This is a genomic window from Tsukamurella paurometabola DSM 20162, assembly GCF_000092225.1.
Lineage (GTDB): Bacteria > Actinomycetota > Actinomycetes > Mycobacteriales > Mycobacteriaceae > Tsukamurella > Tsukamurella paurometabola.
In genome coordinates this window covers 3,628,716-3,651,897 of sequence record NC_014158.1, presented here as the reverse complement: position 1 = coordinate 3,651,897, position 23,182 = coordinate 3,628,716, and the positions used below count along the sequence as shown (strand labels likewise).

At 68.7% G+C, this 23,182-nt stretch carries 23 protein-coding genes and 4 tRNA genes; 12 read left to right on the top strand and 15 right to left on the bottom strand.

Translation table 11 applies throughout. The annotated features are described in order from the left end of the window. The first annotated feature begins 6 nt into the window (after positions 1–6). Positions 7–1,122 (top strand): FHA domain-containing protein, encoded by a 1,116-nt coding sequence (locus TPAU_RS22030; RefSeq protein WP_013128114.1) that lies wholly within the window; start codon positions 7–9, stop codon positions 1,120–1,122. Positions 1,123–1,128: 6 nt separating this feature from the next. On the opposite strand, the gene phoU is transcribed toward TPAU_RS22030, so the two are convergent. The 9 genes from phoU to TPAU_RS17660 form a co-directional block, all read right to left on the bottom strand. Continuing rightward, positions 1,129–1,791 (bottom strand): phosphate signaling complex protein PhoU, encoded by a 663-nt coding sequence (gene phoU, locus TPAU_RS17700; protein WP_013128113.1) that lies wholly within the window; start codon positions 1,789–1,791, stop codon positions 1,129–1,131. Positions 1,792–1,868: 77 nt separating this feature from the next. After that, positions 1,869–3,059 carry a tRNA dihydrouridine synthase DusB gene (gene dusB, locus TPAU_RS17695; protein WP_013128112.1) on the bottom strand — a complete coding sequence of 397 codons (1,191 nt, stop codon included), beginning with the start codon at positions 3,057–3,059 and terminating at the stop codon, positions 1,869–1,871. 74 nt (positions 3,060–3,133) lie between these two features. Beyond that, positions 3,134–4,138 (bottom strand): acyl-ACP desaturase, encoded by a 1,005-nt coding sequence (locus TPAU_RS17690; RefSeq protein WP_013128111.1) that lies wholly within the window; start codon positions 4,136–4,138, stop codon positions 3,134–3,136. Positions 4,139–4,217: 79 nt separating this feature from the next. Further along, the gene (locus TPAU_RS17685; protein WP_013128110.1) at positions 4,218–5,207 is read right to left on the bottom strand and encodes an acyl-ACP desaturase; all 990 of its coding nucleotides are present in this window, start codon (positions 5,205–5,207) and stop codon (positions 4,218–4,220) included. Positions 5,208–5,401: 194 nt separating this feature from the next. Continuing rightward, positions 5,402–6,022, bottom strand: a complete 621-nt coding sequence (locus TPAU_RS17680; RefSeq protein ID WP_013128109.1) for a response regulator transcription factor — start codon at positions 6,020–6,022, stop codon at positions 5,402–5,404. After that, positions 6,019–7,173 (bottom strand): sensor histidine kinase, encoded by a 1,155-nt coding sequence (locus TPAU_RS17675; protein ID WP_245537808.1) that lies wholly within the window; start codon positions 7,171–7,173, stop codon positions 6,019–6,021. Before TPAU_RS17675 ends, TPAU_RS17680 begins: the two co-directional genes overlap by 4 nt. Beyond that, positions 7,170–8,003, bottom strand: a complete 834-nt coding sequence (locus TPAU_RS17670) for an ABC transporter permease (protein ID WP_013128107.1) — start codon at positions 8,001–8,003, stop codon at positions 7,170–7,172. Before TPAU_RS17670 ends, TPAU_RS17675 begins: the two co-directional genes overlap by 4 nt. Continuing rightward, the gene (locus TPAU_RS17665; protein WP_013128106.1) at positions 8,000–8,959 is read right to left on the bottom strand and encodes an ABC transporter ATP-binding protein; all 960 of its coding nucleotides are present in this window, start codon (positions 8,957–8,959) and stop codon (positions 8,000–8,002) included. Before TPAU_RS17665 ends, TPAU_RS17670 begins: the two co-directional genes overlap by 4 nt. After that, positions 8,956–9,249: a hypothetical protein gene (locus tag TPAU_RS17660; protein ID WP_041944487.1), complete on the bottom strand. Its 294-nt coding sequence runs from the start codon at positions 9,247–9,249 to the stop codon at positions 8,956–8,958. The genes TPAU_RS17665 and TPAU_RS17660 overlap by 4 nt, the downstream gene beginning before the upstream one ends. A gap of 184 nt (positions 9,250–9,433) precedes the next feature. On the opposite strand from TPAU_RS17660, the gene TPAU_RS17655 reads away from it, so the two are divergent. Genes TPAU_RS17655 through TPAU_RS17640 form a run of 4 tightly spaced genes read left to right on the top strand, consistent with a single transcriptional unit; the run spans position 9,434 to position 13,664 of the window. Continuing rightward, positions 9,434–10,369, top strand: coding sequence for a carbohydrate ABC transporter permease (locus tag TPAU_RS17655; protein WP_013128104.1), 936 nt, complete (start codon positions 9,434–9,436; stop codon positions 10,367–10,369). After that, a complete protein-coding gene (locus tag TPAU_RS17650; protein WP_013128103.1) occupies positions 10,366–11,199 on the top strand; it encodes a carbohydrate ABC transporter permease in 834 nt (277 codons plus the stop codon). The genes TPAU_RS17655 and TPAU_RS17650 overlap by 4 nt, the downstream gene beginning before the upstream one ends. 53 nt (positions 11,200–11,252) lie before the next feature. Continuing rightward, entirely contained in the window at positions 11,253–12,563 is a 1,311-nt protein-coding gene (locus tag TPAU_RS17645; RefSeq protein WP_013128102.1) for an ABC transporter substrate-binding protein, read from the top strand. Positions 12,564–12,596: 33 nt separating this feature from the next. Further along, a complete protein-coding gene (locus tag TPAU_RS17640; RefSeq protein ID WP_013128101.1) occupies positions 12,597–13,664 on the top strand; it encodes an ABC transporter ATP-binding protein in 1,068 nt (355 codons plus the stop codon). Here the strand turns inward: TPAU_RS17640 and TPAU_RS17635 are convergent. Next, positions 13,578–14,831: a glycosyltransferase gene (locus TPAU_RS17635; protein WP_013128100.1), complete on the bottom strand. Its 1,254-nt coding sequence runs from the start codon at positions 14,829–14,831 to the stop codon at positions 13,578–13,580. The two genes, TPAU_RS17640 and TPAU_RS17635, sit on opposite strands and share 87 nt — an antisense overlap. A 100-nt stretch (positions 14,832–14,931) precedes the next feature. Here TPAU_RS17635 and TPAU_RS17630 point away from each other — a divergent pair, with 100 nt between their 5' ends. Both TPAU_RS17630 and TPAU_RS17625 read left to right on the top strand, forming a co-directional pair. After that, positions 14,932–15,348, top strand: a complete 417-nt coding sequence (locus TPAU_RS17630; protein ID WP_013128099.1) for a VOC family protein — start codon at positions 14,932–14,934, stop codon at positions 15,346–15,348. 30 nt (positions 15,349–15,378) lie between these two features. After that, positions 15,379–15,452, top strand: a tRNA-Lys gene (locus tag TPAU_RS17625). A gap of 13 nt (positions 15,453–15,465) precedes the next feature. On the opposite strand, the gene TPAU_RS17620 is transcribed toward TPAU_RS17625, so the two are convergent. Then, complete coding sequence (locus tag TPAU_RS17620) at positions 15,466–15,852, bottom strand: DoxX family protein (protein WP_013128098.1); 387 nt, start codon at positions 15,850–15,852, stop codon at positions 15,466–15,468. 76 nt (positions 15,853–15,928) lie between these two features. Here TPAU_RS17620 and TPAU_RS17615 point away from each other — a divergent pair, with 76 nt between their 5' ends. From TPAU_RS17615 to TPAU_RS17600, 4 genes are all read left to right on the top strand, one after another. Beyond that, positions 15,929–16,801 (top strand): sigma-70 family RNA polymerase sigma factor, encoded by an 873-nt coding sequence (locus tag TPAU_RS17615; RefSeq protein ID WP_013128097.1) that lies wholly within the window; start codon positions 15,929–15,931, stop codon positions 16,799–16,801. A gap of 114 nt (positions 16,802–16,915) precedes the next feature. Continuing rightward, positions 16,916–16,988, top strand: a tRNA-Glu gene (locus TPAU_RS17610). Positions 16,989–17,013: 25 nt separating this feature from the next. Continuing rightward, a tRNA-Asp gene (locus TPAU_RS17605) sits at positions 17,014–17,090 on the top strand. A gap of 45 nt (positions 17,091–17,135) precedes the next feature. Continuing rightward, a tRNA-Phe gene (locus TPAU_RS17600) sits at positions 17,136–17,212 on the top strand. A 355-nt stretch (positions 17,213–17,567) separates the two neighbouring features. On the opposite strand, the gene TPAU_RS17595 is transcribed toward TPAU_RS17600, so the two are convergent. Genes TPAU_RS17595 through TPAU_RS17585 form a run of 3 tightly spaced genes read right to left on the bottom strand, consistent with a single transcriptional unit; the run spans position 17,568 to position 21,311 of the window. Beyond that, positions 17,568–18,413, bottom strand: coding sequence for an alpha/beta fold hydrolase (locus TPAU_RS17595; RefSeq protein ID WP_013128096.1), 846 nt, complete (start codon positions 18,411–18,413; stop codon positions 17,568–17,570). 44 nt (positions 18,414–18,457) lie between these two features. Further along, positions 18,458–19,990: a 5-oxoprolinase subunit B/C family protein gene (locus tag TPAU_RS17590; protein WP_013128095.1), complete on the bottom strand. Its 1,533-nt coding sequence runs from the start codon at positions 19,988–19,990 to the stop codon at positions 18,458–18,460. Continuing rightward, positions 19,977–21,311 carry an MFS transporter gene (locus TPAU_RS17585; RefSeq protein ID WP_013128094.1) on the bottom strand — a complete coding sequence of 445 codons (1,335 nt, stop codon included), beginning with the start codon at positions 21,309–21,311 and terminating at the stop codon, positions 19,977–19,979. Before TPAU_RS17585 ends, TPAU_RS17590 begins: the two co-directional genes overlap by 14 nt. A 126-nt stretch (positions 21,312–21,437) precedes the next feature. Here TPAU_RS17585 and TPAU_RS17580 point away from each other — a divergent pair, with 126 nt between their 5' ends. Continuing rightward, positions 21,438–22,097 carry a GntR family transcriptional regulator gene (locus TPAU_RS17580; RefSeq protein ID WP_013128093.1) on the top strand — a complete coding sequence of 220 codons (660 nt, stop codon included), beginning with the start codon at positions 21,438–21,440 and terminating at the stop codon, positions 22,095–22,097. Here the strand turns inward: TPAU_RS17580 and TPAU_RS17575 are convergent. After that, positions 22,090–23,130, bottom strand: coding sequence for a ferredoxin--NADP reductase (locus TPAU_RS17575; protein WP_013128092.1), 1,041 nt, complete (start codon positions 23,128–23,130; stop codon positions 22,090–22,092). The genes TPAU_RS17580 and TPAU_RS17575 overlap by 8 nt on opposite strands. Positions 23,131–23,182 lie beyond the last annotated feature (52 nt).

Here is a 23,182-nt window from a genome sequence, read left to right as displayed (position 1 = left end):
GGGCGGATGACATCGCAGTACAGCACCGTGCTCCCGGGAGACCGGGTGGTCGCCCGGGTCCGGGACGCGGTGCTCGTGGTCGACGCGCCCGCGGTCGGCGGGCCCGACGAGGTGGCGGCACTGACCGCCGCGCTCGACACCGACGACGACATCACCAGGGCGGTGGCGGCGATCTCCGGCCCCGCGTTCGTGGTGGTGCAGGTGACCGAGTCCACCGTTCGCGCGCTCATCCACGGCGTCGCAGGCACACCCGTGGATCAGGCGCTCACCATCGCCATCTTCGGTTCCGCCGCGGCGGCCGCGCCACTGCACGCGCTGCGCGCCGAGGAGGGCTTCGTCGAGCGGGTCTCGCCGCTGCCGCCCGGCGCGGTGGTCACGGTCACCACCGGGCCGCCGCCGCCACCGGGCCCGGTGTGCGGGCCGACAGCCCTGCACCTGCTGCGGGGCGCCGTCCCCGGCGCGGGCGCGGTGCTCTGGTCGGATGCCTCCCTCGACGCCGGCGCCGATATCGATGCCGCGACCGATGTGTTCCCGGGCGATGCCCCGACCAACGAGGAGCCGACGGGCGTGAGCCCGCTGTTCGCGGCGACCGAACACGAGGTGGAGGTCGCGTCCGACGTCCCTGCGGCGGGACCGCTGGTCGAAGGACGGCGCTGCGCGTTCGGTCACCTCAACGCGCCGTTCGCCGCCTACTGCGGTCGGTGCGGCGCGCTGGTCGATCGGCGTGCGCCGCTGGAGACGGGGCCGCGCCCGCCGCTGGGCATGCTGGTCGCCGATGACGGTGCCGCCTACGTGGTGGAGGCCGATATGGTCATCGGCCGCGACCCGTCCGCCTATGTCGCGCAGCGTGGCGGCCGCTCGTTCGACGGCGCCGGCCGACTCGCGTCGGTGGTGCTGCAGGACCGCACGGGCGCGTTATCGCGCGCACACGTGGAGATCCGGATCGACGGCTGGCAGTTGCTCGCGGTCGATGTGGGATCGGCGAACGGCACGTGGATGCGGCCACCGGCCGCTGCCGCGCCGCTGCGGCTGCCGCCCGGTCAGCCGGTGCCGCTCACGCCGGGCACGGAATTGCACCTGGGCGGCCGGATCCTGCAGGTGCAGGATGGTGCGAGCGCCTGAGCCGGCTCAGTTGGAGATGTCGGCGGTGGGCTCGGCGTTGCCGGTGGCCTGGAAGATGACGCGGCGGCCGATCTCGACGGCGTGGTCGGCGAACCGCTCGTAGTAGCGGCCCAACAGGGTCACGTCGACGGCGGCGGCCACACCGTGCTTCCAGTCCCGGTCCATCAGCACCGTGAACAGGTGGCGGTGCAGATCGTCCATCGCGTCGTCCTGCTCCTCGATCTCCGCAGCCTGCTTCGGGTCCTGCGTGAGCAGCACCTCGCGGGCGGAGTTGGCGAGCTCGACCGCGAGGCGGCCCATCTCCGCGAAGTAGCCGTTGACCTCCTCGGGGAGCGTCTTATTCGGGAACCGGCGACGGGTGACCTTCGCGACGTGCAGCGCGAGCGCGCCCATCCGGTCGACGTCCGCGACGATCTGGAAGCCGGAGACCACGACGCGCAGGTCGCTGGCGACCGGCGCCTGCAGCGCGAGCAGGGAGAAGGCCTCCTCCTCGGCGCGGCGGCTCAGCCGGACGATCTCGTCGTGACCGGAGATCACCTCTTCGGCGAGCTCCAGGTCGGCCTGCAGCAGGGCGTTGGTGGCCTTCTCCATGGCCACACCCGACTTGCCGCAGATGTCACCGAGAATGTCATTGAACGCAGCCATCTGCTGGGTGTACGCGGTACGCATGAGCGCAGTATAACGCCCATTTCTGACGGTTTGTCGCTGTCAGCTGAGCGGTAGGTGAATGCGAAGTGAACGCGGCTTCACCCGCCGCTGGTCTCCGTCTCGGCGCCGGGCATGGCGGCCGCGTCGGCCTCCCACGGATCGTCGAGCCAGCCGTCCGGGAGCACCACCTTGCCGGGGGTGCCCTGCCGGCCGCGCGGACCCTCGGCGTCTTTCGGGAAGGGGACATCGCGCGGCAGCGTGTCGAGCAGCGCGCGCAGGTCGGTGAGTGTCTTGACGGTGGCGAGCCGGGTCCGCAGCTCGCCGCCGGCGGGGAAACCGCGCAGGTACCAGGCGACGTGCTTGCGGATCTCCCGCATGCCCTTGTCCTCGCCGTGGTGCGCGGCGAGCAGCTCGCCGTGCCGGTACATGATCTCGGTGACCTCGCCGAGATTCGGCGGCGTCGGCATCGGGGTGCCGTTCAGCGCCGCCGACAGTTCGGAGAACAGCCACGGGCGGCCGAGACAGCCGCGACCCACGACCACGCCGTCGCAGCCGGTGCGGTCCATCATGGTGACGGCGTCCTCGGCGGCGAAGATGTCGCCGTTGCCGAGTACCGGGACGGCGTCTCCGAAGTGATGGTGCACGTGCTCCTTGAGCCGGGCGATCTCATCCCAGTCGGCCTGCCCCGAGTAGCGCTGCGCGGCGGTGCGGGCATGGAGCGCGACGGCGACCGCGCCCTGTTCGGCGGCGATCCGGCCGGCGTCGAGGTGGGTGTGGTGCTCGTCGTCGATGCCGATGCGGAATTTCACGGTGACCGGGATGCGCCCGCCCTGCCCTCCGTCTTCGATGCCGCGCACGGCGGCGTCGACGATGCTGGCGAACAGGTTCCGCTTGTAGGGCAGCGCCGAGCCGCCGCCGCGACGGGTGATCTTGGGGACGGGGCAGCCGAAGTTCATATCGAGGTGATCGGCGAGGCCCTCCTCGGCGATCATCCGCGCGGCCTCATAGGTGTAGTGCGCATCCACGGTGTACAGCTGCAGGCTGCGCGGATCCTCGTCGGGGGCGAAGGTGGTCATGTGCATCGTGACCGGGTGCCGCTCGACCAGCGCACGAGCCGTGACCATCTCGCACACGTACAGCCCGGCCACGGTGCCGGTGCGTGCGCGCTCCAATTCGCGGCACAGGCTGCGGAACGCCACATTGGTGACGCCCGCCATCGGCGCCAGCACGACCGGCGAGTCGAGCTCGAACCGGCCGATGCGCAGCTTCGGCTGGGTGGCGGTGGTCATCGGTGGTGCTCCCTTAACGCGTTCACCTCCCGACGCCGGAGACGTCAGGAGGTGAGTGCGGTGATCGCGGAAGGTCAGGCGCTGGCGCCGGCCTTCTCCTTGGCGGCGGCCTTCTCCTTCTTCGCGGCCTCGCGAGCCAGCGACCGGTCGCGCATCTCCTCGAACTTCACGGCCGCACCCTCGAGCTCATCGAGGAAGGCCGCGAGCTCCTCGCGGGTGCGCTCGCCCTCGGGGCCGAAGTCCTCGCGCTCGAACACCTTCCACTTGCGCAGGACGGGCATGACGACCTCGTCCTTGTGCTGGCGCAGGTCGTAGATGCCGTGCTTGGCCATGAGCACGCCGTTGCGGCGGAAGTCGGGCATACCGGCACCGGGCATCTCGAAGTGCTTGATGGTGTCGGTGATCGCGCGAATCGCCTGGTCGGGGACCAGGTCCAGACCGGCGGCCGAGATGTTGCGGTAGAAGATCATGTGCAGGTTCTCGTCGGCCGCGATGCGCTGGAGCATCTTATCGGCGACGGGATCGGCGCACACCTTGCCGGTGTTGCGGTGGCTCACGCGGGTGGCCAGCTCCTGGAAGGTCACGTACGCCACCGAGTGCAGCATCGTCATCTTCTGCTCGGTGTGCTGTGCCACCTTGCCCTGCGGGTCCCAGCCGTTGGTCATGTGGATCATCCGGGCCTCTTCGAGCTTGACCGGATCCACGCCGCGGGTCACCACGAGGTAGTCGCGCATGGCGATGCCGTGACGGTTCTCCTCGGCGGTCCAGCGGCCCACCCAGTGACCCCAGGCGTCATCCATGGAGAAGTTCGCCGCGATCTCGCGGTGATACGTCGGAAGGTTGTCCTCGGTCAGGAGGTTGGTGATCATCGCGGCCTTGGCGACCTCGTCGAGCTTGCTCTCCTCGGGGTCGTAATCATGACCGCCGAGCGCGGCGTAGTTGCTGCCGTCCGCCCACGGGATGTAGTCGTGGGGGTTCCAGTCCTTGGTCATCGAGAGATGGCGGTTGACGTTGTCCTCGGCGACGCCCGACAGCTCCTGCAGGAGCTCGAGCTGAGTGAGTGGACGGGTCGACATCATTCCTCTTCCGACGTATTTCTGTTTCGAACTATCCGACAAGACTACGCAAATCACACTGTGGACTCAACGTAGCCGGAGGTTATGCGCTGGCTGCGGCCTGTTTCACCTGCCGGTCGCGCTTGGCGGCCTCGCGGGCGAGCGACCGGTCGCGCATCTCCTCGAACCGGCTCGCCTGCTTGTCGAGATCCTCCAGGTACGCGGCCAGTTCCTCCCGCGCTTTCTGGCCCTCGGGGCCGAAGTCGTCGCGCTCGAAGATCTTCCACTTGCGCAGGACGGGCATGACGACCTCGTCCTTGTGCTGGCGCAGGTCGTAGATGCCGTGTTTGGCCATGAGCACGCCGTTGCGGCGGAAGTCGGGCATACCCGCACCGGGCATCTCGAAGTGGGTCAAGATGTCGGTCACCGCACGCAGGGCCTGATCGGGAACCAGATCGATCGCCGCGCCGCAGATGTTGCGGTAGAAGATCATGTGCAGGTTCTCGTCGGCCGCGATGCGCTGGAGCAGCTTGTCGGCGATGGGATCGTTGCAGGCCTTGCCGGTGTTGCGGTGGCTCACGCGGGTGGCGAGCTCCTGGAAGGTCACGTAGGAGACCAGGTGCAGGATGCTGCGGGCCTCCGGGCCGGCGCCCGAGTGCCCCTGCGAGGAGACGCCGTTGCCCATGTGCGTCATGCGGAACTCTTCGAGCTTGACCGGGTCGACCGCGCGGGTCACCAGGAGGTAGTCGCGCATGGCGATGCCGTGCCGGTTCTCCTCGGCGGTCCAGCGGCCCACCCAGTGGCCCCAGGCGTGGTCCATGGAGAAGTTCTCGGAGATCTCGCGGTGGTAGCTGGGGAGGTTGTCCTCGGTGAGCAGGTTGGTGATCATCGCGGCGCGGGCCACGTCGGAGAGCTGCGACTGCGACGGATCCCAGTCCTGGCCGCCGAGTGCCGCGTAGTTGCTGCCCTCGTCCCACGGCACGTAGTCGTGCGGGTTCCAGTCCTTGGTCATCGACAGGTGGCGGTTGACGTTCGCCTCCGCCACACCGGAGAGCTCGTTGAGCAACTCCAGGTGAGTGAGTTCGCGTTGCATATTCCTCCGTCGCTCGGCGCACGGGCCGATTCGAGACACGTCCGGTTGGGATTCGCACACCGTGGTCTCGGTGTTACAGCGCATGGCCCGCTTCCTGCCGAAATACGCCGTGAATGTGTCCAAGGTAACTCCACGGCGCGGTTTGCCGAAGCACATTGCGGATCGGGTGACCGGTCGCACATTCTTCACCGGCGTCAGATCCAGCCGCGCTCCCGGGCCCGGAGGGTGGCCTCGTAGCGGTTGGCGACGCCGAGTTTGGCGACCGCCGACGACAGATAGTTGCGCGTGGTTCCGGGGGTCAGGTGGGCGCGGCGGGCGATCTCGTCGACCGAGGCGCCGTCGGCCGCGAACTCCAGGACATCGGCCTCGCGCGGCGTGAGCGGGGAGTCACCGGCACTGATCGCCTCGGCCGCCAGCTCCGGGTCGACGTACCGGCCGCCGTCGTGGACGGTGCGGATCACCTGTGCCAGCGTGGCGGCCGGGGCTGTTTTCGGCAGGAAGCCTCGGACTCCGATGGACAGGGCGCGTTTGAGATAGCCGGGGCGCCCGTGGCTGGTCACGATCAGGGTGCCCGCCCCGGGGGTCAGGCGGAGCAGTTCGGCGGCGGTGTCGATCCCGTCCATGCCCGGCATCTGCAGGTCGAGGACGGCGACCGCGGGCGGTAGTCCCTCGTCGATCCGGCGCCGCCACCGGGCCAGCAGCTCGGTGCCCGACCCCGCTTCGGCGGCCACGTGCAGGTCGTCCTCCAGGTCGAGGAGGGCCGCCATCGCCGTGCGGATCAGGTGCTCGTCGTCGGCGAGCAGTACGTCGATCATCGTTCCTCCCAGGTCACGGTGAGTACGAAGGCGCCGTCGCCGGCGGTGGTGTCGAGCCGTGCGCCCACGGTGTGCACGCGCTCGGCGAGTCCCGCCAGGCCCGACGGTGCGCCCCCGGGGGCCTCGGGCGCACCGTCGTTGCGCAGTTCCAGGCCGTTCGCCCGGAGCGCGAGCGTCGCGGATCCGGCGGTCGAATGTTTGACGATGTTCGTGGTGCCCTCGCGGACCGCCCAGGCGGCGGTCTCGTGGAAACGGGTGGGTACATCGTCCGGTGAGCCCTCGACGGTGAGCCGGCAGCCGGCGGCGGAGAGGAGGGAGCGGGCGCCGGCGACCTCGCCGGCCAGATCCACATCGCGGTAGCCGCGCACCAGCGATCGCATCTCCTCCATCGAGGTCACCGCGAGCGACTTCACCTCGTCCATCTCCGCGGCGGCGCGGTCGGTGGCGCCGGCGCGGGCCAGGGTGGCGGCGAGCTCGCTCTTGACGGCGACGGCGGAGAAGCCGCGCCCGACCACGTCGTGGAGATCGCGGGCGAAGCGCAGGCGCTCCTCGGCGACGTGCAGTTCGGCCGCCATATCCCGGCTCTCCTCCACCTCGGAGAGGATGTTCAGGCTCCACACCGTGGCCCTGGTGGTCCACATCAGCGCCACGGCCAGCGGTAGGGCGACGGCGAGGCGGAGCAGGGTGTCGGCGTCGCGCATGAGCACGGCGATGATCACCGCACCTGCCACGAGCAGCGGCCACGGGTGCCGTACGAAGGGCAGCACCGATCCGGCGGCGATCAGGTAGGTCAGAAAGGCGGTGACCGCGGCGTCGTTCGCGACCGGGCTCGGCGCCGCAAGGGCCGCGACCGCCACGGAGACCGTGAACACCGCGGCCTGCGCGAGCACGGCGAATCGCCAGGCGATGCGCCGTTGCTTGTCGTCGGCGCGCATGGACAGTTCGGGCTGGGCCTCGACCGCGGCGAGGGCGGCGATCCCGACGATGAGGATGCCCGCGAGTGACCAGGCGCGAATCCCGGTGACCGCCAGCATGATCAGGACGCTGACCAGAGCGCTCTGGAGCACTGCCCGGGTGTAGAGACGGAACTTGTCGGGCCCCGGCATGGCGTTCCACCATGCCGAGACCCGACGCAGCGGGGACGGGATCAACCGCGATCGTCCCAGCGGAACAACTGGTGAACCAGAGCCACCGAGATCACCGTCCATATGACCAGTGTGGCAAGCGGACGCCCGGTTTCGGCGAAGGTCGCCGCGAAGTCGAGGGCGGCGGCGTCGGTGGGCGCCCCGGGCGCGAGGCCGGCTTCGCCGAGCCGGATCAGGTCGGCGACGGCGGCGAAGGGAGTCCAGTCCGCGATCCGAGCCAGCTGGTCCGGGAGGATCGGGCGGATACCGGCCAGGCCGACCATCGAGAGCACCATGACGGGGATCGAGGTGATCTGCGCCGCCTCGGCGTTCTTGGTGACGGCACTGGTGGCCAGCGCCAGCAGCGTGAAGATCACCAGGCCGCCGATCAGCGCGATCAGCAGGAGCAGCGGGTTCACCGGCAGCGGTCCGCCGGCCGCGAACAGGGCCCCGGCCACGATGACGGTGCCGAGCAGCGTGAGAGCGGCACCCGGGACGGCGGGCGCTGCCAGGATCTGCAGGTCGCTGGCTTCGCCGGTGCGCAGGCGCTTGAGGACGCCCTCGGATCGGCGGGTGGTCACCATCGACAGCACCGAGTAGTACTGCACCATCAGCATGGCGGTGAGAGCGAACATCTCCAGGGTGTTGGCCACGCCGAGCGCGGTGCGTGGGCCGTCTCCGCCGCCGATGAAGAACAGCAGTAGCGGCAGGCCGATGGGGAACACGGTGCCCATGAACAGCAGCGTCTTGTTCCGTCGGAACTGCAGGTACTCCGCGTGCGCGAGGGCGCGCAGGGGGTGGCGGCCGTAGCCCACCCCCGGCCGGGTCGTCGAGGTGGTGGTGGACGTGGCAGTCATCGGGGGTCTCCGTTGGTCGCGTCGGCTACGGACAGGAACACCGATTCGAGCGACGGTGCGTGTGCCTGCAGGCCGGTGAGGGGCAGGCCGCGATCGGCGGCCCAATCGAGCAGGGTGTGCAGGTCGGGCTGGAGCCGGTGGGTTTCGACGGTGAGCCGCCGCGCACCGTCGGAACCGACGGCGCTGACCCGCGCGCCGGGCAGGACCGGCAACGCGGCGCCGGGATCGTCGAAGGCGATCACCGCGGGGTGGTCCTCGACGATGTCCCGCAGGGTGCCGAGGCGGGCGATCTCACCGCGATGCATGATCGCGATCCGGTCGGCGAGAGCCTCCGCTTCATCGAGGTAGTGGGTGGTGAGCACCATGGTGACGCCGTCGGCCTTGAGTTCGGCGAGCAGCCGCCAGGTGGCGCGCCGGCTCTCCGGGTCGAGTCCGGTGGTGGGCTCGTCGAGGAACAGCAGTCGGGGCTGGCCGATCAGGGCGCAGGCGAGGTCCACGCGGCGTTGCTCGCCTCCGGAGAGGGCGCGCACGCGCACATCGGCCCGGTCGGTGAGGTGGACCCGGGCCAGCACCGAGTCGGAGTCGGTGGGATTGCTGCAGGTCCCGCGCCACATCTGCAGGGTCTCGCGCACGGTGAGCTCGGCCGGGAGGCCACCGGACTGCAGCATGATGCCGCACAGCGGGCGCACCTCACGGCGATCGCGGAGCGGATCGCGTCCGAAGACGGTCAGTTCGCCCGCGCTCGGGGCGGCGAGTCCCTCCAACAGGTCGAGAGTGGAGGTCTTGCCGGCACCGTTGGTGCCGAGGAGGGCGAAGACCTCGCCGTGCCGGACGTCGAGGTCGACGCCGCGGACGGCCTCGAAAGCGTCGTTGCCGCTGCCGTACGTGCGGCGCAGGCCGGTCGCGGCGATCACGGTATCGGTGGTGGTGGCGGGCTCGGCCCGCAGGGCGGTCACGCGTGACCCCACGTGCGGCTGCCGAGCACCCAGCGCACGGCCATGTGGGCGGCGATCACCGCGGCGACGACGGCGGCGAGTGCGAGCGGCGGCTGGAATGCCGCGAACCCGACCGCCAGCACCACGAGTGTGATTACGATCACGACGATCTCGCGGCTGCGGGTGGCCGCCGGGCCGAACCGGACGGTGTCCATGAGCAGGTCGTGAGGGCCGGTTGCCGTCGAGCGGTGGTGCCGCTCGGGTGTCGATGAGTGGGAGAGGTGTCCGTAGTGACGATCTGTGGCGTTCATGTCTTCGAGCCTGGCCGGTCTTCGGTGCCGCCAGTAGTGCGCGCTGTCATGAGTTCCGCCGCGGTCGTCATGGGTCGGCCATGACATCCGTCATGGGGTGCGGCCCCACGCAGACATCGCATCGTCATCGAATCGTTGCTGTTCGTTCGCGTTCTCGACGCACGAGTGTCGGAACCTACACGCTGTGACGGCCGCATCGACCGAGATCGTGGAGCCCACAGCGGAGAAGGGCGTGCGCGCGAATCTCAGGCTGCGGGACAATGTGTTGTTCCTGCTGTTCGTGGTGCCGAACCTCGCGTTGCTCGCGGTGTTCACCTACCGGCCGCTGATCGACAACGTATTTCTGAGTTTCAAGGACTGGTCGCTGGCAAGTCCTGATCCGGCGACATGGATCGGGCTCGATAACTACCGCGAGTTCTTCACCAAGGCCGAGAGCTGGCAGGTGGTCTCGGTCACGCTGATCTTCACCGTGAGCGCGTTGGTGATCTCGATGGTGCTGGGGCTGGCGCTGGCGATGCTGCTGGATCAGAACCTCAAAGGCCGCAATCTTGTTCGCTCAGCGGTGTTCGCACCGTTCGTGATCTCGGGTGCGGCGATCGGTGCCGCCTTCTACTTCGTGTTCAACCCGCAGTTCGGTGCCGCGGCATCGATTCTGAGCTGGTTCGGCATCACCAGCCCGGATTTCTATCAGGAGCCTGGGTGGGCGCTGTTCCTGGTGACCTTCACCTACATCTGGAAGAACCTGGGCTACACCTTCGTCATCTACCTGGCCGCGCTGCAGGGCCTCAACAAGGACCTCGACGAGGCCGCGGCGATCGACGGGACGCCCACCTGGCGCAAGTTCTGGCGGGTCACCTTCCCGCAATTGCGCCCGGCCACCTACTTCTTGTCGATCACCGTGCTGCTCAACAGTCTTCAGGTCTTCGACATCGTCAACATCATGTTCCCGGACGGCGGCCCCCAGGGCGGCACCACGACCATGGTGTTCGACATCTACTGGCAGACCTTCCGCAACCAGCGCGCCGGCTACGGCGCCACGATCGCCACCATCATGTTCCTGGTGCTGCTGATCGTGACCGTGGTGCAGGTGCGAATGATGGACCGGGGGAACGACAAGTGAGCGCATCTCCCACCAGCAGCGCGGGCAGGAAAGCACTCGGCTATCTCGGCATGCTGGCCACCCTGGCGCTGGTCGCGGTGCCGGTGTACTTCATCGTGATCACCTCGTTCAAGGACCGGCCCGACATCTTCGTCTCGCCGGCCACGTGGTGGCCGCCCACCTGGTACCCGGACAACTACAGCTATGTCACGCAGGAGATCCCGTACTGGGACTACCTGCGGAACTCGGTGATCATCACCGCGGTGACCGGCGGTATCAAGTTCGTGCTCGGCGTCACCAGTGCCTATGCCCTGGTGTTCCTGCGCTTCCCATTCAAGAAGGTGCTGTTCGTGGTGATCATCGCCGCGCTCATGGTGCCCAACCAGATCACGGTGATCTCGAACTACGCTCTGATGGCCGACTACCGCAACACGTTCGTCGGTATCATCCTGCCGCTCGCCGGCGTGGCCTTCGGAACCTTCTTGCTGCGCAACCACTTCCTTTCACTACCGCGGGAGATCGTGGAGGCCGCGCGGATGGACGGTGCCGGGCACCTGCGCCTGATGTTCCGGGTGATCCTGCCCATCTCGATTCCCACCATGGTGGCCTTCGCGGTGATCACCCTGGTGAACGAGTGGAACGAATACCTGTGGCCCTTCCTCATGTCCGATAACGCCGCCGTGGCACCGCTGCCCGTGGGTCTGACCCTGCTGCAGAACACCGAACAGGGCGTGAACTGGGGCCCGGTGATGGCGGCCACGCTGCTCACCGCTCTGCCCATGCTCATCGTCTTCCTGGTCCTGCAGCGGCAGATGATCAAGGGACTCACCTCCGGCGCCGTCAAGGGCTGACCGGCGCACCACCGACGATCGAAACCATCCACCGAATCACCAAGGGAGCACTCATGGCCGACCTCAGCAGACGCGGATTCCTCGCGACCAGCCTCGCCGCCACGGCGGCCTTCGCCGCCGCCTGTGCGGGTTCCGGCGGGTCGGGCGGTGGCGGCAACTCGGGTGGCAGCGGCGGCGGTATCAAGCTGCAGTTCCTCACCAACCATCCGGGCAGCTCGAAGGCGATCGAGCAGAGCATCATTGACGAGTTCCAGAAGGCCAACTCCGGCATCACCGTCGAGCTGCTCGACGGCGGCAAGGACTACGAGGAGGTGGCGCAGAAGTTCCAGACCTCGCTGACCGGCGGCACGAAGCCCGACATCATCGTGGTCTCCGACGTCACCTGGTTCAACTTCGCGCTGAACAAGCAGATCGAGCCGCTCGACGGCCTGTTCGCCGGTGCCGGCCTCAACCCTGCCGACTACGTTGACTCCCTGCTGGCCGACGGCAAGTTCGACGGCAAGTACTACACCATCCCGTTCGCCCGCTCGACGCCGCTGTTCTACTACAACAAGGACGTGTGGAAGAAGGCCGGCCTCGAGGACCGCGGCCCGAAGGACTGGGACGAGTTCGTGGCCTGGGCGCCGCGCATCCAGGAGGCCATCGGCGGCGATAAGAAGGCCATCGTGCTGGCCGACTCGGCGAACTACATCGACTGGGTCTTCGAGGGCTGGAACTGGTCCAAGGGCGGTGCCTACTCGGACGGCTGGGACCTGAAGTTCACCACGCCCGAATCCGTTGCTGCCGCGCAGCAGCTCAAGGACGTGATCGGCAAGTGGGGCCGGCTGACCAGCAAGCCGGAGAACGACTTCGGTGCCGGCCTCGCCGGCGTCACCCTGCAGTCGACGGGCTCCCTGAAGACGATCACCACCACCGCGAAGTTCGAGGTGGGCACCGCCTTCCTGCCCGGCCCGCAGGGCAAGTCCTGCCCGACGGGCGGCGCCGGCGTGGCGATCGCCGCGGGCATCTCCGACGACCGCAAGGCCGCCGCGATGAAGTTCATCGAGTTCCTCACCAATGCCAAGAACTCGTCCACCTTCTCGCAGGGCACCGGCTACATGCCGGTGCGCAAGTCCGCGGTCGACGATCCGTCGATGAAGGAGTTCATCGCGAAGAACCCGAATTTCGGGACCGCGGTCAAGCAGCTCCCGTTCACCCGCAGCCAGGACAACGCCCGGGTGTTCGTGCCGGGCGGTGGTCGCGACATCGGGCAGGCGTTGCAGCAGATCGCGACCGGAGGTGACCCGGCGGCGGTGCTCGGCGCGCTGCAGAGCACGATCCAGGGCAAGATCGACTCGCAGATCACGCCGAAGCTGCCGAAGTAGTCCGGCGGTCGCGAACAAGGAGTAGGGAACACCATGGCAACGGTGCGTTTCGACGGTGCGTCGGTGCAGTACCCGGGGGCCGAACGGCCTTCGGTCAGCGCGCTCGACCTCGACATCGCCGACGGCGAATTCGTGGTACTGGTTGGGCCTTCCGGATGTGGGAAGTCCACCAGCCTGCGGGCTCTCGCCGGGCTTGAGGCGGTGACCGACGGCCGCATCCTGATCGACGATGTGGACGTCACCGCGGTATCGCCGAAGAAGCGCGACGTGGCCATGGTGTTCCAGAATTACGCCCTGTATCCGAATATGACAGTGGCGCAGAACATGGGATTCGCGCTCCGTAACGCCGGAGTCTCCAAGGAGGACACGGCGAAGCAGGTCAATGAGGCTGCGGCCATGCTGGAACTGGAGCCCTTGCTCGACCGCAAGCCCGCGCGGCTCTCGGGCGGGCAACGCCAGCGCGTGGCGATGGGCCGCGCCATCGTGCGGCATCCCAAGGTGTTCGCGATGGACGAGCCGCTGTCGAATCTCGATGCGCGGCTGCGGGTCTCGACTCGCTCGCAGATCTCCGCGCTGCAGCGCCGGCTCGGTGTCACCACACTGTACGTGACCCACGATCAGGTCGAGGCCATGACGATGGGCGACCGGGTGGCGGTGCTCAAGGACGGTCTGCTGCAACAGGTCGCACCGCCGCGTGAGCTCTACGACGATCCGGTGAACACCTTCGTCGCCGGATTCTTGGGTTCGCCGGGTATGAATCTGGTCACGGTACAGCGTGATTCCGATGGCGCGAAGCTGGCCGGTGCCACCGTGGCGGTACCGCGCACCGTCGGCGGTGAGACGCTCACCGTCGGCTTGCGGCCCGAGTCGCTCGATGTGGTGTCGCCGGACGCCGCTGGAGCGGCGCGGGGCACGGTACAGCTGGTCGAGGAGCTCGGCGCCGAGGCGCTGGTGTACGTGGCGGTCGACGGGCAGGACAAGCAGCTGGTCGCCCGGGTGGACCGGGCCAGCTCGCTACGTCCCGGCGACGCGGCCGGCCTGATCCCCGCGCCCGACCAGGCGTTGTTCTTCCACGCGGAGTCGGGCGACCGGCTGCGCTGAGCGGTCGGCGCGGAGGAAGGCGCGGCGCTGGGCGGTGGCCCGGTGCACGTCCAGCATGGTGTGCACCGCGCGGTCCCAGGTGTACTCCTCCGCGCGGGCGCGGGCGGCCGCGCCGTAGCCGCCGCGTGCGAGGACCGCGCGCACCGCGGTCGTGAAAGCGGCGCCCGTATCCGCCGATGGGAGACCGCAATCCGCGCGTGCGATCTCGGCCAGCGCCGAGTTGCGGGAGACCACGATCGGAGTGCCGGAGGCGAGTGCCTCCATCGCGGAGAGCCCGAACGTCTCGTGCGGACCGGGGCAGATCGCCACATCGGCGGCGGCCAGCAGATCGGCGAGGTCGCCGCGGTCGGCCAGGTGCCCGGTGAACGTGACCGGGAGGCCCGCGGCCTGGCGCCGGAGCTCGTCGAGCATGGCACCGCCGCCCGCGATCACCAACCGTGCCGATGCCCCGTCGGCGATCAGCGCCCGCAGCACCTCGATCCCGCGCGCGGGATGTTTCTCCATCGAGAGCCGACAGGATTGCACGAGCAGGATCTCGGCGGGCTGGTCGCGATGCGGCCCGCTCGCTGCGCTCCCGGCCCCGGTGGCCCAGCGTGTACGCGTGGTGGGGGTGGCTCGTTCGGGCCGGAACACGTCGAGGTCCACGCCGAGCGGCACCGTTGCCACATTGGGTGCATGGATGCGCGCGAACTCCTCGCCGGCGAAGGCGGTGGTGCAGACGACGGTGTCGTAGCTGCGGGCGGTGCCGAGGTTGGCGATATCCGAGGCCCAGCCGGCCAACCGCGGCGCGCCCAGGGCGATCATCCGATCGAGCCGCTCGTGGCTGATCATCACCGCGCCGATACCGCGAGCGCGAGCCCACGGCCCCATACCGCGCAGGGTGAGCCGATCGGAGACTTCGAGACTGTCGGCGCCGAGGCGGGGGAGTAGGCGGCGGATCCGCACCGGGTTGGCCGCTCGGTAGCCCTCGACCCGGAAGAACTTCGCCCCCGGCACGGTGATCCGCCGGACACCGGATTCGAGGAGCTCGTCGCAGTGCGCCGCGCCCGCCACGACCAGGGTCGCGCGGTGGCCGCGGGCCACGTATCCGGCGCCCAACCGGTCGACGGCCGTGCGCAGCCCGCCCGACCGGGGGCCGTAGAAGTTCGCCAACTGGACGATGTGCATTCCGCCAGGCTGCCCGGGTGGACAGGCGTAGGGGTGAACGCCCGGGAGCGGTTGGGCGAACTGTTCGAACTTGTCGGGCCCGAGGGGCACAATCCTTCCCATGACCGTTCGCCTGAATCCGTACATCAGCTTCGCCGACAACGCCCGCGAGGCACTGGAGTTCTACCGCGATGTGTTCGGGGGTGAGCTCGAGATCTCCACGTTCGAGGGTATGCCGCCGGAGATGGGAATCGATCCGTCCGAGGCCACGAAGGTGATGCACGGCCAGCTCACCACACCGGACGGCTTCACGCTCATGTGTGCCGACACGCCGGCCGGGATGCCGCGCACCGTGGGCGACGATGTGAGCGTCTCGCTCTCCGGAGACGATCTGGCCACGCTTACCGGGTGGTGGGAGAAGCTGTCGGCCAGCGGCTCGGTGACGGTGCCTTTCGTGCAGGCACCGTGGGGCGACACCTTCGGTATGTGCGTCGACGGGTTCGGCATCCACTGGATGGTCAACGCCGCCGCGAGCTGATGATGCGGCGCTGTTAGTCTCTTCCGTGGCGCCCCCCTAGCTCAATTGGTCAGAGCAGTGGACTTTTAATCCATTGGTTGTGGGTTCGAGTCCCACGGGGGGTACAAATCCCCGTCGCTATCCGCCGTACGGCGCCAGGGCGAATCGGCCCCAGGCGATGACGGCGAAGGCGGCGATGAACACCACGTCGCCGGCCATGTAGCCCCATTCGTCGCGGCGGAAGCGCGTGGTGGCAGCGCCCGCCATGAACAGCGCGAGCCCGCATGCGGCGATCGGTGACAGCACGTCGGCGACGCCCACCAGTGGCGGCAGGATCAGGCCGAGGGCGCCGGTTACCTTGATCGTGCCGATCGCCGTGAGGTGTCCGTCGCCGAAGTCGTCCACCCAGTGTTGATTCGGCCCGAGCGCGCGATACCGCTCCCGCGGGAGTGCCAGCAGTGCGGCCCCGCCGGCGGCGAATCCGGCCGCCAGGACGCCGGTGATGATCCACAGTGCGATGTTCATATCGGTCCTTTCGTTACGTTCGCCCGTTCGGGCTCGTCACTGTGCTGACGGATCATCACGTGGAAAGGTAACGACGATGGAACGACCAGCTCAGGCCGAGCGGTTCGAGGAACACCGCCCGCGCCTCACCGCTGTTGCGACGCGCGCTCTGGGGTCGCCGAGTGAGGCCGAGGACGCCGTCCAGGAGGCGTGGTTGCGGCTCGACCGGTACGACGGTGCGCCCATCGAGAATCTCGGCGGCTGGCTCACCCGCGTGGTGGGCCGGATCTGCATCGACATGCTGCGCAGCCGCACGGCGCGGGCGGAGTCCGAACTCGATGATGCCGCCGATCCGATCGTCACCGATGACGATGGGCCCGAAGACGTTGCGGTGGAGTCGGAGGCCGTAGGCCTTGCCCTGCTCGTGGTGCTCGACTCCTTGCGCCCGGAGGAGCGCCTGGCCTTCGTGCTGCACGACCTGTTCGCGGTGCCGTTCGCGGAGATCGGTCCGATCGTGGGGCGGACTCCGGATGCGGCGAAGATGCTCGCCAGTCGTGCCCGGCGCCGGGTGCAGGCAGGTCCGCGGCCGGCCGGGGAACGTCGCGAGCAGCGAGCGGTGGTCGACGCCTTCCTCGCCGCCGCTCGTGAGGGCGACTTCGACGCGCTCCTGCGCCTGCTCGACCCGGATGTCACGTGGACGGTCCACACCGCGCGGGGGCAGAGCGCGACCGTCGGCGCGAACGCGGTACTCGACGTCGCGCGGCGCGGTGACCCGAGCCGGATCACCGCCCGCCGCGTCAGCGTGAACGGCAGCCCGGGAATCCTGGTCTGGGGCCCGACGGGCCGTCCGGTCGCCCTCATGGCCTGTACGGTCGTGAGCGGTCGCATCGTCGATCTCGTATCGATCGTCGACGCAGCCCGTCTGGGACGGATGTCGCTTCCGAACCGGCCCGACGGTGCCGGACGCTGATTTCTGGCGCTTGACCAGGCGATTTGGGAAGTTGCTAGGATGTGCCATAAGCTATCCCAGCTCCCAACGGAACGCGGAAGCGGTGCGGCGAGCGGCTTCGGTCGCCCGAAGCGAGCCCCCTTCGTTTAGTGGCCTAGGACGCCGCCCTTTCAAGGCGGTAGCGCGGGTTCGAATCCCGTAGGGGGCACGTCGTAAGACGAAAAATTGCATATGGCCCTGTGGCGCAGTTGGTTAGCGCGCCGCCCTGTCACGGCGGAGGTCGCGGGTTCGAGTCCCGTCAGGGTCGCCATCCGAGTTCATGGACTCGGCGGTGACGGTACAGCCGGCACCGGACGGCCAGGTAGCTCAGTTGGTACGAGCGTCCGCCTGAAAAGCGGAAGGTCGCCGGTTCGATCCCGGCCCTGGCCACCACGAAAACCACCTGAGCAGTCAGGTGGTTTTTCTGCGTTCCGGGGTAGGCCGTGTTCGTGCGCGAGGCGGTGTGGCTCTATCCGCTGGATCTCGGTGACTGGCATTCGAACGCGGTGGTGGGGTGTGGACGTGATTGATGTGAGCAGTCTGCCGGGCATGCATGCGCGCTAGGGACACGAGGTGCGTATTCGGTCCGCGCGGGATGGGTGAGCAGGGATAGTGAACGTCGCCGTGGCGAGGGGAACCGGACGATGCTCGTCCGTCTGGAGTGTCCCGCCCGATTCGCAGCGAAGGAGGCAGCGGCATCGGGAGCGATGGAGCGGTAGGTATCGCCGGACGGGGTGATGTCCTTCACTCAGGAAGCGTCCGCAACCAGCTCACGAATGGCTGGGATCACCTCGCTCCACACCGATGGCGGCGGAACCTCGTGCCCCACCCCGTCGAGGCGGAGCAGGCGCGCACCGGGAATCATCGCGGCGAGCGCCTCGCCATGGGGGAGCGGGAACATCGGATCGTCAGCGCTGTGGATCACTAAGGCCGGCTGCGCGATCGACGACGGATCGGTATCACCCGCGGGTGAGGCGAGGAAGTGGTTGTTCATCGACGATTCCATGGTCCGGGTGCGCCGCACCTCGCGAGTGGCGATCTCCCGGACCCGGGCCTCGTCGAACCGGCCCACGGCCGCGTAGGGCCGCTCGACGTCCACCCGGTAGTCGATTACCGCGGCCTCGTCGGACCAGTCCACCGCGGGCGGGGGCTCGGTGAAGGTCACCGCCACCACCGGCAGGGGCGGCGGTAGCGGGCCCGGAGCTCCACCTGCCGGACTGGACTCCACCAGCGTCACCGACGCCAGTCGCTGGGGGGCTCGCACCGCCAGGGCCTGAGCGATCCCGCCTCCCATCGACATTCCCACCACGTGCGCCCGCTCGATCTCCAGGGCGTCGAGGATGCGTAGCGGGTCGGCGGCCAGATCATCGCCGGTGTACTCGGGATGTCCGGGCGGTGAGCTGCTCGACCCACCGCAATCGCGATGGTCGTAGCGGATCACCTGGAGGTCGGCGCCGCGCAGCTGGTCGCAGAACTCCGGTGTCCACCAATCCATCGACTGGCCGCCTCCGGCGATCAGCAGCACCGCGGGTGCGTCCGCCGGTCCGCGCCGGTCGACCGCGAGGTCCACGCCAGTGAGGTGAAGTGTCTGCATCGCCGCTCCCGTCGTCGCCTTCACGCTAGCGCTGACGCGCGCGATCAGTCGGTGAATCGGAACCGTACCGTCGCACCGATCGGCAGTTGCGCCAGCGCATCGAGATGATCCGGTGCCACGACTCCGATCACCGGGTACCCACCGGTCGTCGGGTGGTCGGCCAGAAAGGCAACCGGCAGGCCCGAGGGCGGAACCTGGATGGCGCCGGTGACCATCGCCTGGCTCTCCATATCGCCCGAACGCCGATCGAGTGGCTCTCCGGCGAATCGCACACCGATCCGGTTCGAGTCCGGTGTCACCGTCCACTCCCGGGAGGTGAACGCCGTCAGAGCCTCCGCTGGAAACCACTCGGAGTCCGGGCCGGCGATCACATCGATGACGGTGCCCACGGCACTCGGGACCGGTGCGGGGGCCTCGGGGGCACCGACCGCGGTGCGGGGCTGCCGGCCCACGGGAAGAACGTCTCCCGCTTCCACAGGGTCCGGACCGAGCCCGGACAGGACATCGGTCGCGCGGCTGCCGAGCGTGGTCGGAACATCGATGCCGCCGCGCACGGCGACCACGACGCGGAGCCCCGCCTCGGGGGGATCGATCTCCAGTACCTCCCCGGCCCAGAGCGGGAAGGCGCTGGCGCGTGGCACGACTCGATATCCGGCTTCCGTGGTCACCGCCACGAGGCTATCGGCACCGGTCACCGCGAGCACCTGGTCGACGGCGGAAGCAAGGACGAGGCCACCACCGGTGTTCTCCAGCACCGCCGCGCCGGCATCGTTGCCCACCAGCCGGTTCGCCTGGTCCGCTGCGCCGCGGTCGGCGACGCCGGAGCGGGTGATACCGAGCGGTGCGAGTGCGTCACGTCCGCGATCTTGGATCAGAGTCTGCGGGCCCACGGCATGGATACGCAGGCCCGCGGCATCGACAGCGGCGACCGGGCCCCGGGTGGTGGCCGGGACGGCCGCCACCGCGCGCACGGCTCGGAATCTGACCCGGGTGCCGGGCACGAGCATCGCGGGTGGGTCTCGATCCACGTCCCACAGCGGGGCGTCGGTGTGCCCGATCAGTTGCCAGCCGCCGGGGGAGGGACGAGGGTAGACCGCCGAGTACCCGCCCGCCACGGCGACCGTGCCGGAGGGCACGCGGACCCGTGGCGTCGGCCGACGCGGAACCACGGGACTCTCGAGATCGCCTCGCAGGTAGGCGAACCCGGGGGCGAATCCGACGAAGGCCACGTGCCACTGCTGCGCGGTGTGCCGCTCGATCACCGCCTGCGTGCCGACGCCCGTCAGCCGGGCGACTTCGTCGAGATCTTCGCCGTCGTACACCACGTCGATATCGACGATCGGTCCCGTCGATGGAACGTGTGGCGGTACGGGAAGTTCCCGTAGCGCTCGCGCCGCGGCCACGGTGGCGGCCGCGCTGGAGAACGTGACCGAGACGGTGGCGCCGCCCGCGACCACCGCGCGCTGTCCGGGGAGCGGCGCATCGGCCAACCGCTGTCGCAATGCTTCCACGGATCCGGCCGGGACTCGGATCTGCAGAGCCGTCCCGCCGAGACGGCGAATATCAATGGGCAGCATCGGTCTTAAGCGCGTCGGCCATGAGGTCCAGATCCGCGTGGTCGTCGGGGTCCCGGCCGAGGAACATCCCTGCGATCGTGACGAGCGCCGCGACGCCGACATACGCGGCGATCGACACCCACGTCTGCGTGTTCTTGTAGATCACGGTGAACAGCAGCGGAGCCATCGCACCGCCGACCACCCCGGCGAATGTGTACGCCAGCGAGCTACCGGAGTACCGCAGGCGGGCCGGGAACTGCTCGGTGATGAACGCGGCCTGGGGCCCGTACATGACGGCGTGCAGCATCATGCCGACGACGATGCCGAGCGTGAGCAGTGCGCGATTGTGGTTGTCCAGCAGGATGAACAGGATCGGTACCCAGATCGCGGTGAGCACCGCGCCGATGCCGTATACGAGCCGGCGGTTGACCCGGTCGGTGAGCCAGCCCGAGAGGGGCATCACGATGATCTGGGTGGCCGAGCCGATCATCACGGCAGTGAGCACCTCGCTGGTCCGGAAACCGAGCTGTTTGGTGGCGTAGGTGGCGAGGAAGACCGTCAGCAGCGAGTACAGCACGTCCGGGCAGACCCGGGAGAAGGCGGCGGCGACCAGGGCGCGGGGGTGCGTCGTGACCACCTCGGTGACGGGCGCGGCCGGCGGCTCTTCGCGGGCCATGAGCGCCTGGAAGACGGGGGTCTCCTCCAGCTTGAGCCGAATCATCAGGCCGAAGGCGACGAGGATCGCGGAGGCGAGGAAGCCGACGCGCCACCCCCAGTCCTGGAACGCGGCGTCGCTGAGGAACGCGGCGAGCGCGGCGAGCACACCGTTGGCCATGAGGTTGCCGACGGGGACACCGATCTGTGCCGCAGACGCCCAGAATCCGCGACTTCGCGGGTCGGCGAATTCGCTGGAGAGCAGGACGGCCCCGCCCCATTCGCCTCCCACGCCGACACCTTGCGTGAAACGCAGTAGCACCAGGATGATCGGCGCTGCGATACCCAGCGTGTCGTGGCCGGGGAGCAGTCCGATGAGTACCGTCGCAACGCCGATCAATAACAGCGTGGCCACCAGGACGTTCTTGCGGCCGATCCGGTCGCCCAACCGGCCGAAGACGATGCCGCCGATGGGCCGGGCGAAGTAACCCACCGCGAACGTGGAGAAGGATGCCACCAGGCCCATGTACGGGTCGTCGGAGGGAAAGAAGACGGCCGGGAAGACGACGGCCGAAGCCACGGAGTACAGGGCGAAGTCGTAGTACTCCAGGGAGGTGCCGGTGAGGCTGGCGATGTACGCCTTGACGGCGCCGGGTGGCCGGTTGGTCGCCGGTTCGGTACTGGTCATGAGGGATGGCCTTCCTCCGAGGGGTAACCGTATGTGTCGTCGGTTGCGACCAAACTAGGTGATTGTTGAACAATCCGCGCGCTGTATGGTCGGATTTGTTCAACAATGCGAGGTGGGGAGTGGGTCGTGGATACGGAACGACGGCGCGGCCACGCTGCGGCTCGCGCCACCGACGCACTGCGTTCGGCCATCGTCGGTGGCGAACTCCTCCCCGGTGACCGGTTGCGGGAGGAACCGTTGGCCGCGGACCTCCAGGTCTCCCGTAACACCCTGCGCGAGGCGATGCGGATCTTGGCCCACGAGGGCCTAATCGTGCATGAGGCGAACCGCGGCGCCACCGTCACCGTTCCCACCGTCGAATCGATTCGCGACCTCTACCGTGTGCGGCGCACCATCGAGGTGTACACGCTGCGCGAAGCCGATCCCGCGCATCCGGCCGCTGACCGCATGCGCGCCGCCGTGGACGCCGCCCTCGCGGCGGCCGCGACGAAGGACTGGCGCGCGGTCGGCACCTGCGACCTGACGTTCCACCGGGCGATCGTCGCCCTCGCCGACAGCCCCCGGCTGGATGCGGTGCTGCAGTCACTGCTCGCCGAGCTTCGCCTCGCGTTCGGCGTGGTCGACGATCCGCAGGCGCTGCACGCGCCCTTCCTGGCCGATAACGAGCGAATACTCGACCTGTTCGCCGCGGGTGCGTCGGATCGCGCCGCCGACGAGTTGGCCGATTACCTGGGGCGCTCCGAGGCCTTCCTGATCGGTGCCCAGAAGGAGCGTTCGCTCAGCTGAATTCAGCCTCGCACTCGTCCGTCTCGGGCAGGGACTGGCAGGCGAGGCGCACCCCGTTGTTCAGCTCATGATCATCAAGAGTGTCGTTGACCAGCATTCGTACTTCGCCGCGCCGGAGCGTGAAGGCGCAACCACCGCAGTTCCCCTCGCGACACACGTACGGGGCGTCGATACCGGCCGCCAGGAGGGTGTCGAGTAGGACCTGTTCCCGGGGCCAGGGCAAGGTGGTGCTGGCCCCGTCGAGAGTGACCGTGACGGTGGCCCCGTCGTCCGACGGTGCCGGTGCGGCAGGGGCGGCCACGTCGAACGGGTCGGCGGTGAGCGAGGTGAAGGTCTCGCGGTGGATCCGCCCCGCGTCGATCCCCGCCGCCTCGGCCGCGGCGGCCGCTGAATCCATGAAGCCGGCGGGACCGCAGATGTACGCGGCCCCGGCGGTGGGTGGAACGACGTCGCGGAGCGCGGCGGCCGACGGAAGACCGCGGTCGGTCTCGAACCAGTGCACCACGCGTAGTCGATCACCCTGCGCCGCAGCGAGATCGGCGAGTGATTCACGGAAGATCACCGATGCGGCGTCTCGGTTCGCGTACACGAGCGTCACACGCAGGGGCGACGACGCGAGCGCGGTGCGCAGGATCGACATGATCGGCGTGATTCCGCTGCCGGCGGCGAACAGAACCGGCTCCGTGGTGTGATCGCGCACTGTGAATGTGCCGCCGGGGCGGAGCGATTCGATGGTCAGGCCTGGTTTGGCGTTGTCGCACAGCCAGTTCGATGCGTAGCCGCCGGTGACGCGCTTGACGGTTACCTGGAGCTGGTCATCGAGCCCGGGAGTGCTGGAGAGGGAGTAGCAGCGCGGCGCCCATGATCGGCCGTCGTCCGGGGTGCCGGGGATGCGCAGGGTGAGGAATTGCCCGGGCCGGTAGTCGAACCGGTCCGTCCCAGGATGGGCGAAGACGATCGAGACCGCGTCGTGGGTCTCCTCGATGACGTCGATGATTTCGAGCTGGTGCGACCGGCTCGTGTCTGCTTCCACGGAGGAATCCCTTCTTTGCGGTCACCGCGAACGATACATTTCTAACCGTGCC

Excerpts from the sequence above, each read along its gene's own strand:
- TPAU_RS22030 (WP_013128114.1), top strand. The coding sequence starts at position 7 with ATGACATCGCAGTACAGCACCGTGCTCCCGGGAGACCGGGTGGTCGCC.
- phoU (WP_013128113.1), bottom strand. The coding sequence starts at position 1,791 with ATGCGTACCGCGTACACCCAGCAGATGGCTGCGTTCAATGACATTCTC.
- dusB (WP_013128112.1), bottom strand. The coding sequence starts at position 3,059 with ATGACCACCGCCACCCAGCCGAAGCTGCGCATCGGCCGGTTCGAGCTC.
- TPAU_RS17690 (WP_013128111.1), bottom strand. The coding sequence starts at position 4,138 with ATGATGTCGACCCGTCCACTCACTCAGCTCGAGCTCCTGCAGGAGCTG.
- TPAU_RS17685 (WP_013128110.1), bottom strand. The coding sequence starts at position 5,207 with ATGCAACGCGAACTCACTCACCTGGAGTTGCTCAACGAGCTCTCCGGT.
- TPAU_RS17680 (WP_013128109.1), bottom strand. The coding sequence starts at position 6,022 with ATGATCGACGTACTGCTCGCCGACGACGAGCACCTGATCCGCACGGCG.
- TPAU_RS17670 (WP_013128107.1), bottom strand. The coding sequence starts at position 8,003 with ATGACTGCCACGTCCACCACCACCTCGACGACCCGGCCGGGGGTGGGC.
- TPAU_RS17660 (WP_041944487.1), bottom strand. The coding sequence starts at position 9,249 with ATGAACGCCACAGATCGTCACTACGGACACCTCTCCCACTCATCGACA.
- TPAU_RS17645 (WP_013128102.1), top strand. The coding sequence starts at position 11,253 with ATGGCCGACCTCAGCAGACGCGGATTCCTCGCGACCAGCCTCGCCGCC.
- TPAU_RS17640 (WP_013128101.1), top strand. The coding sequence starts at position 12,597 with ATGGCAACGGTGCGTTTCGACGGTGCGTCGGTGCAGTACCCGGGGGCC.
- TPAU_RS17635 (WP_013128100.1), bottom strand. The coding sequence starts at position 14,831 with ATGCACATCGTCCAGTTGGCGAACTTCTACGGCCCCCGGTCGGGCGGG.
- TPAU_RS17630 (WP_013128099.1), top strand. The coding sequence starts at position 14,932 with ATGACCGTTCGCCTGAATCCGTACATCAGCTTCGCCGACAACGCCCGC.
- TPAU_RS17620 (WP_013128098.1), bottom strand. The coding sequence starts at position 15,852 with ATGAACATCGCACTGTGGATCATCACCGGCGTCCTGGCGGCCGGATTC.
- TPAU_RS17615 (WP_013128097.1), top strand. The coding sequence starts at position 15,929 with ATGGAACGACCAGCTCAGGCCGAGCGGTTCGAGGAACACCGCCCGCGC.
- TPAU_RS17595 (WP_013128096.1), bottom strand. The coding sequence starts at position 18,413 with ATGCAGACACTTCACCTCACTGGCGTGGACCTCGCGGTCGACCGGCGC.
- TPAU_RS17590 (WP_013128095.1), bottom strand. The coding sequence starts at position 19,990 with ATGCTGCCCATTGATATTCGCCGTCTCGGCGGGACGGCTCTGCAGATC.
- TPAU_RS17585 (WP_013128094.1), bottom strand. The coding sequence starts at position 21,311 with ATGACCAGTACCGAACCGGCGACCAACCGGCCACCCGGCGCCGTCAAG.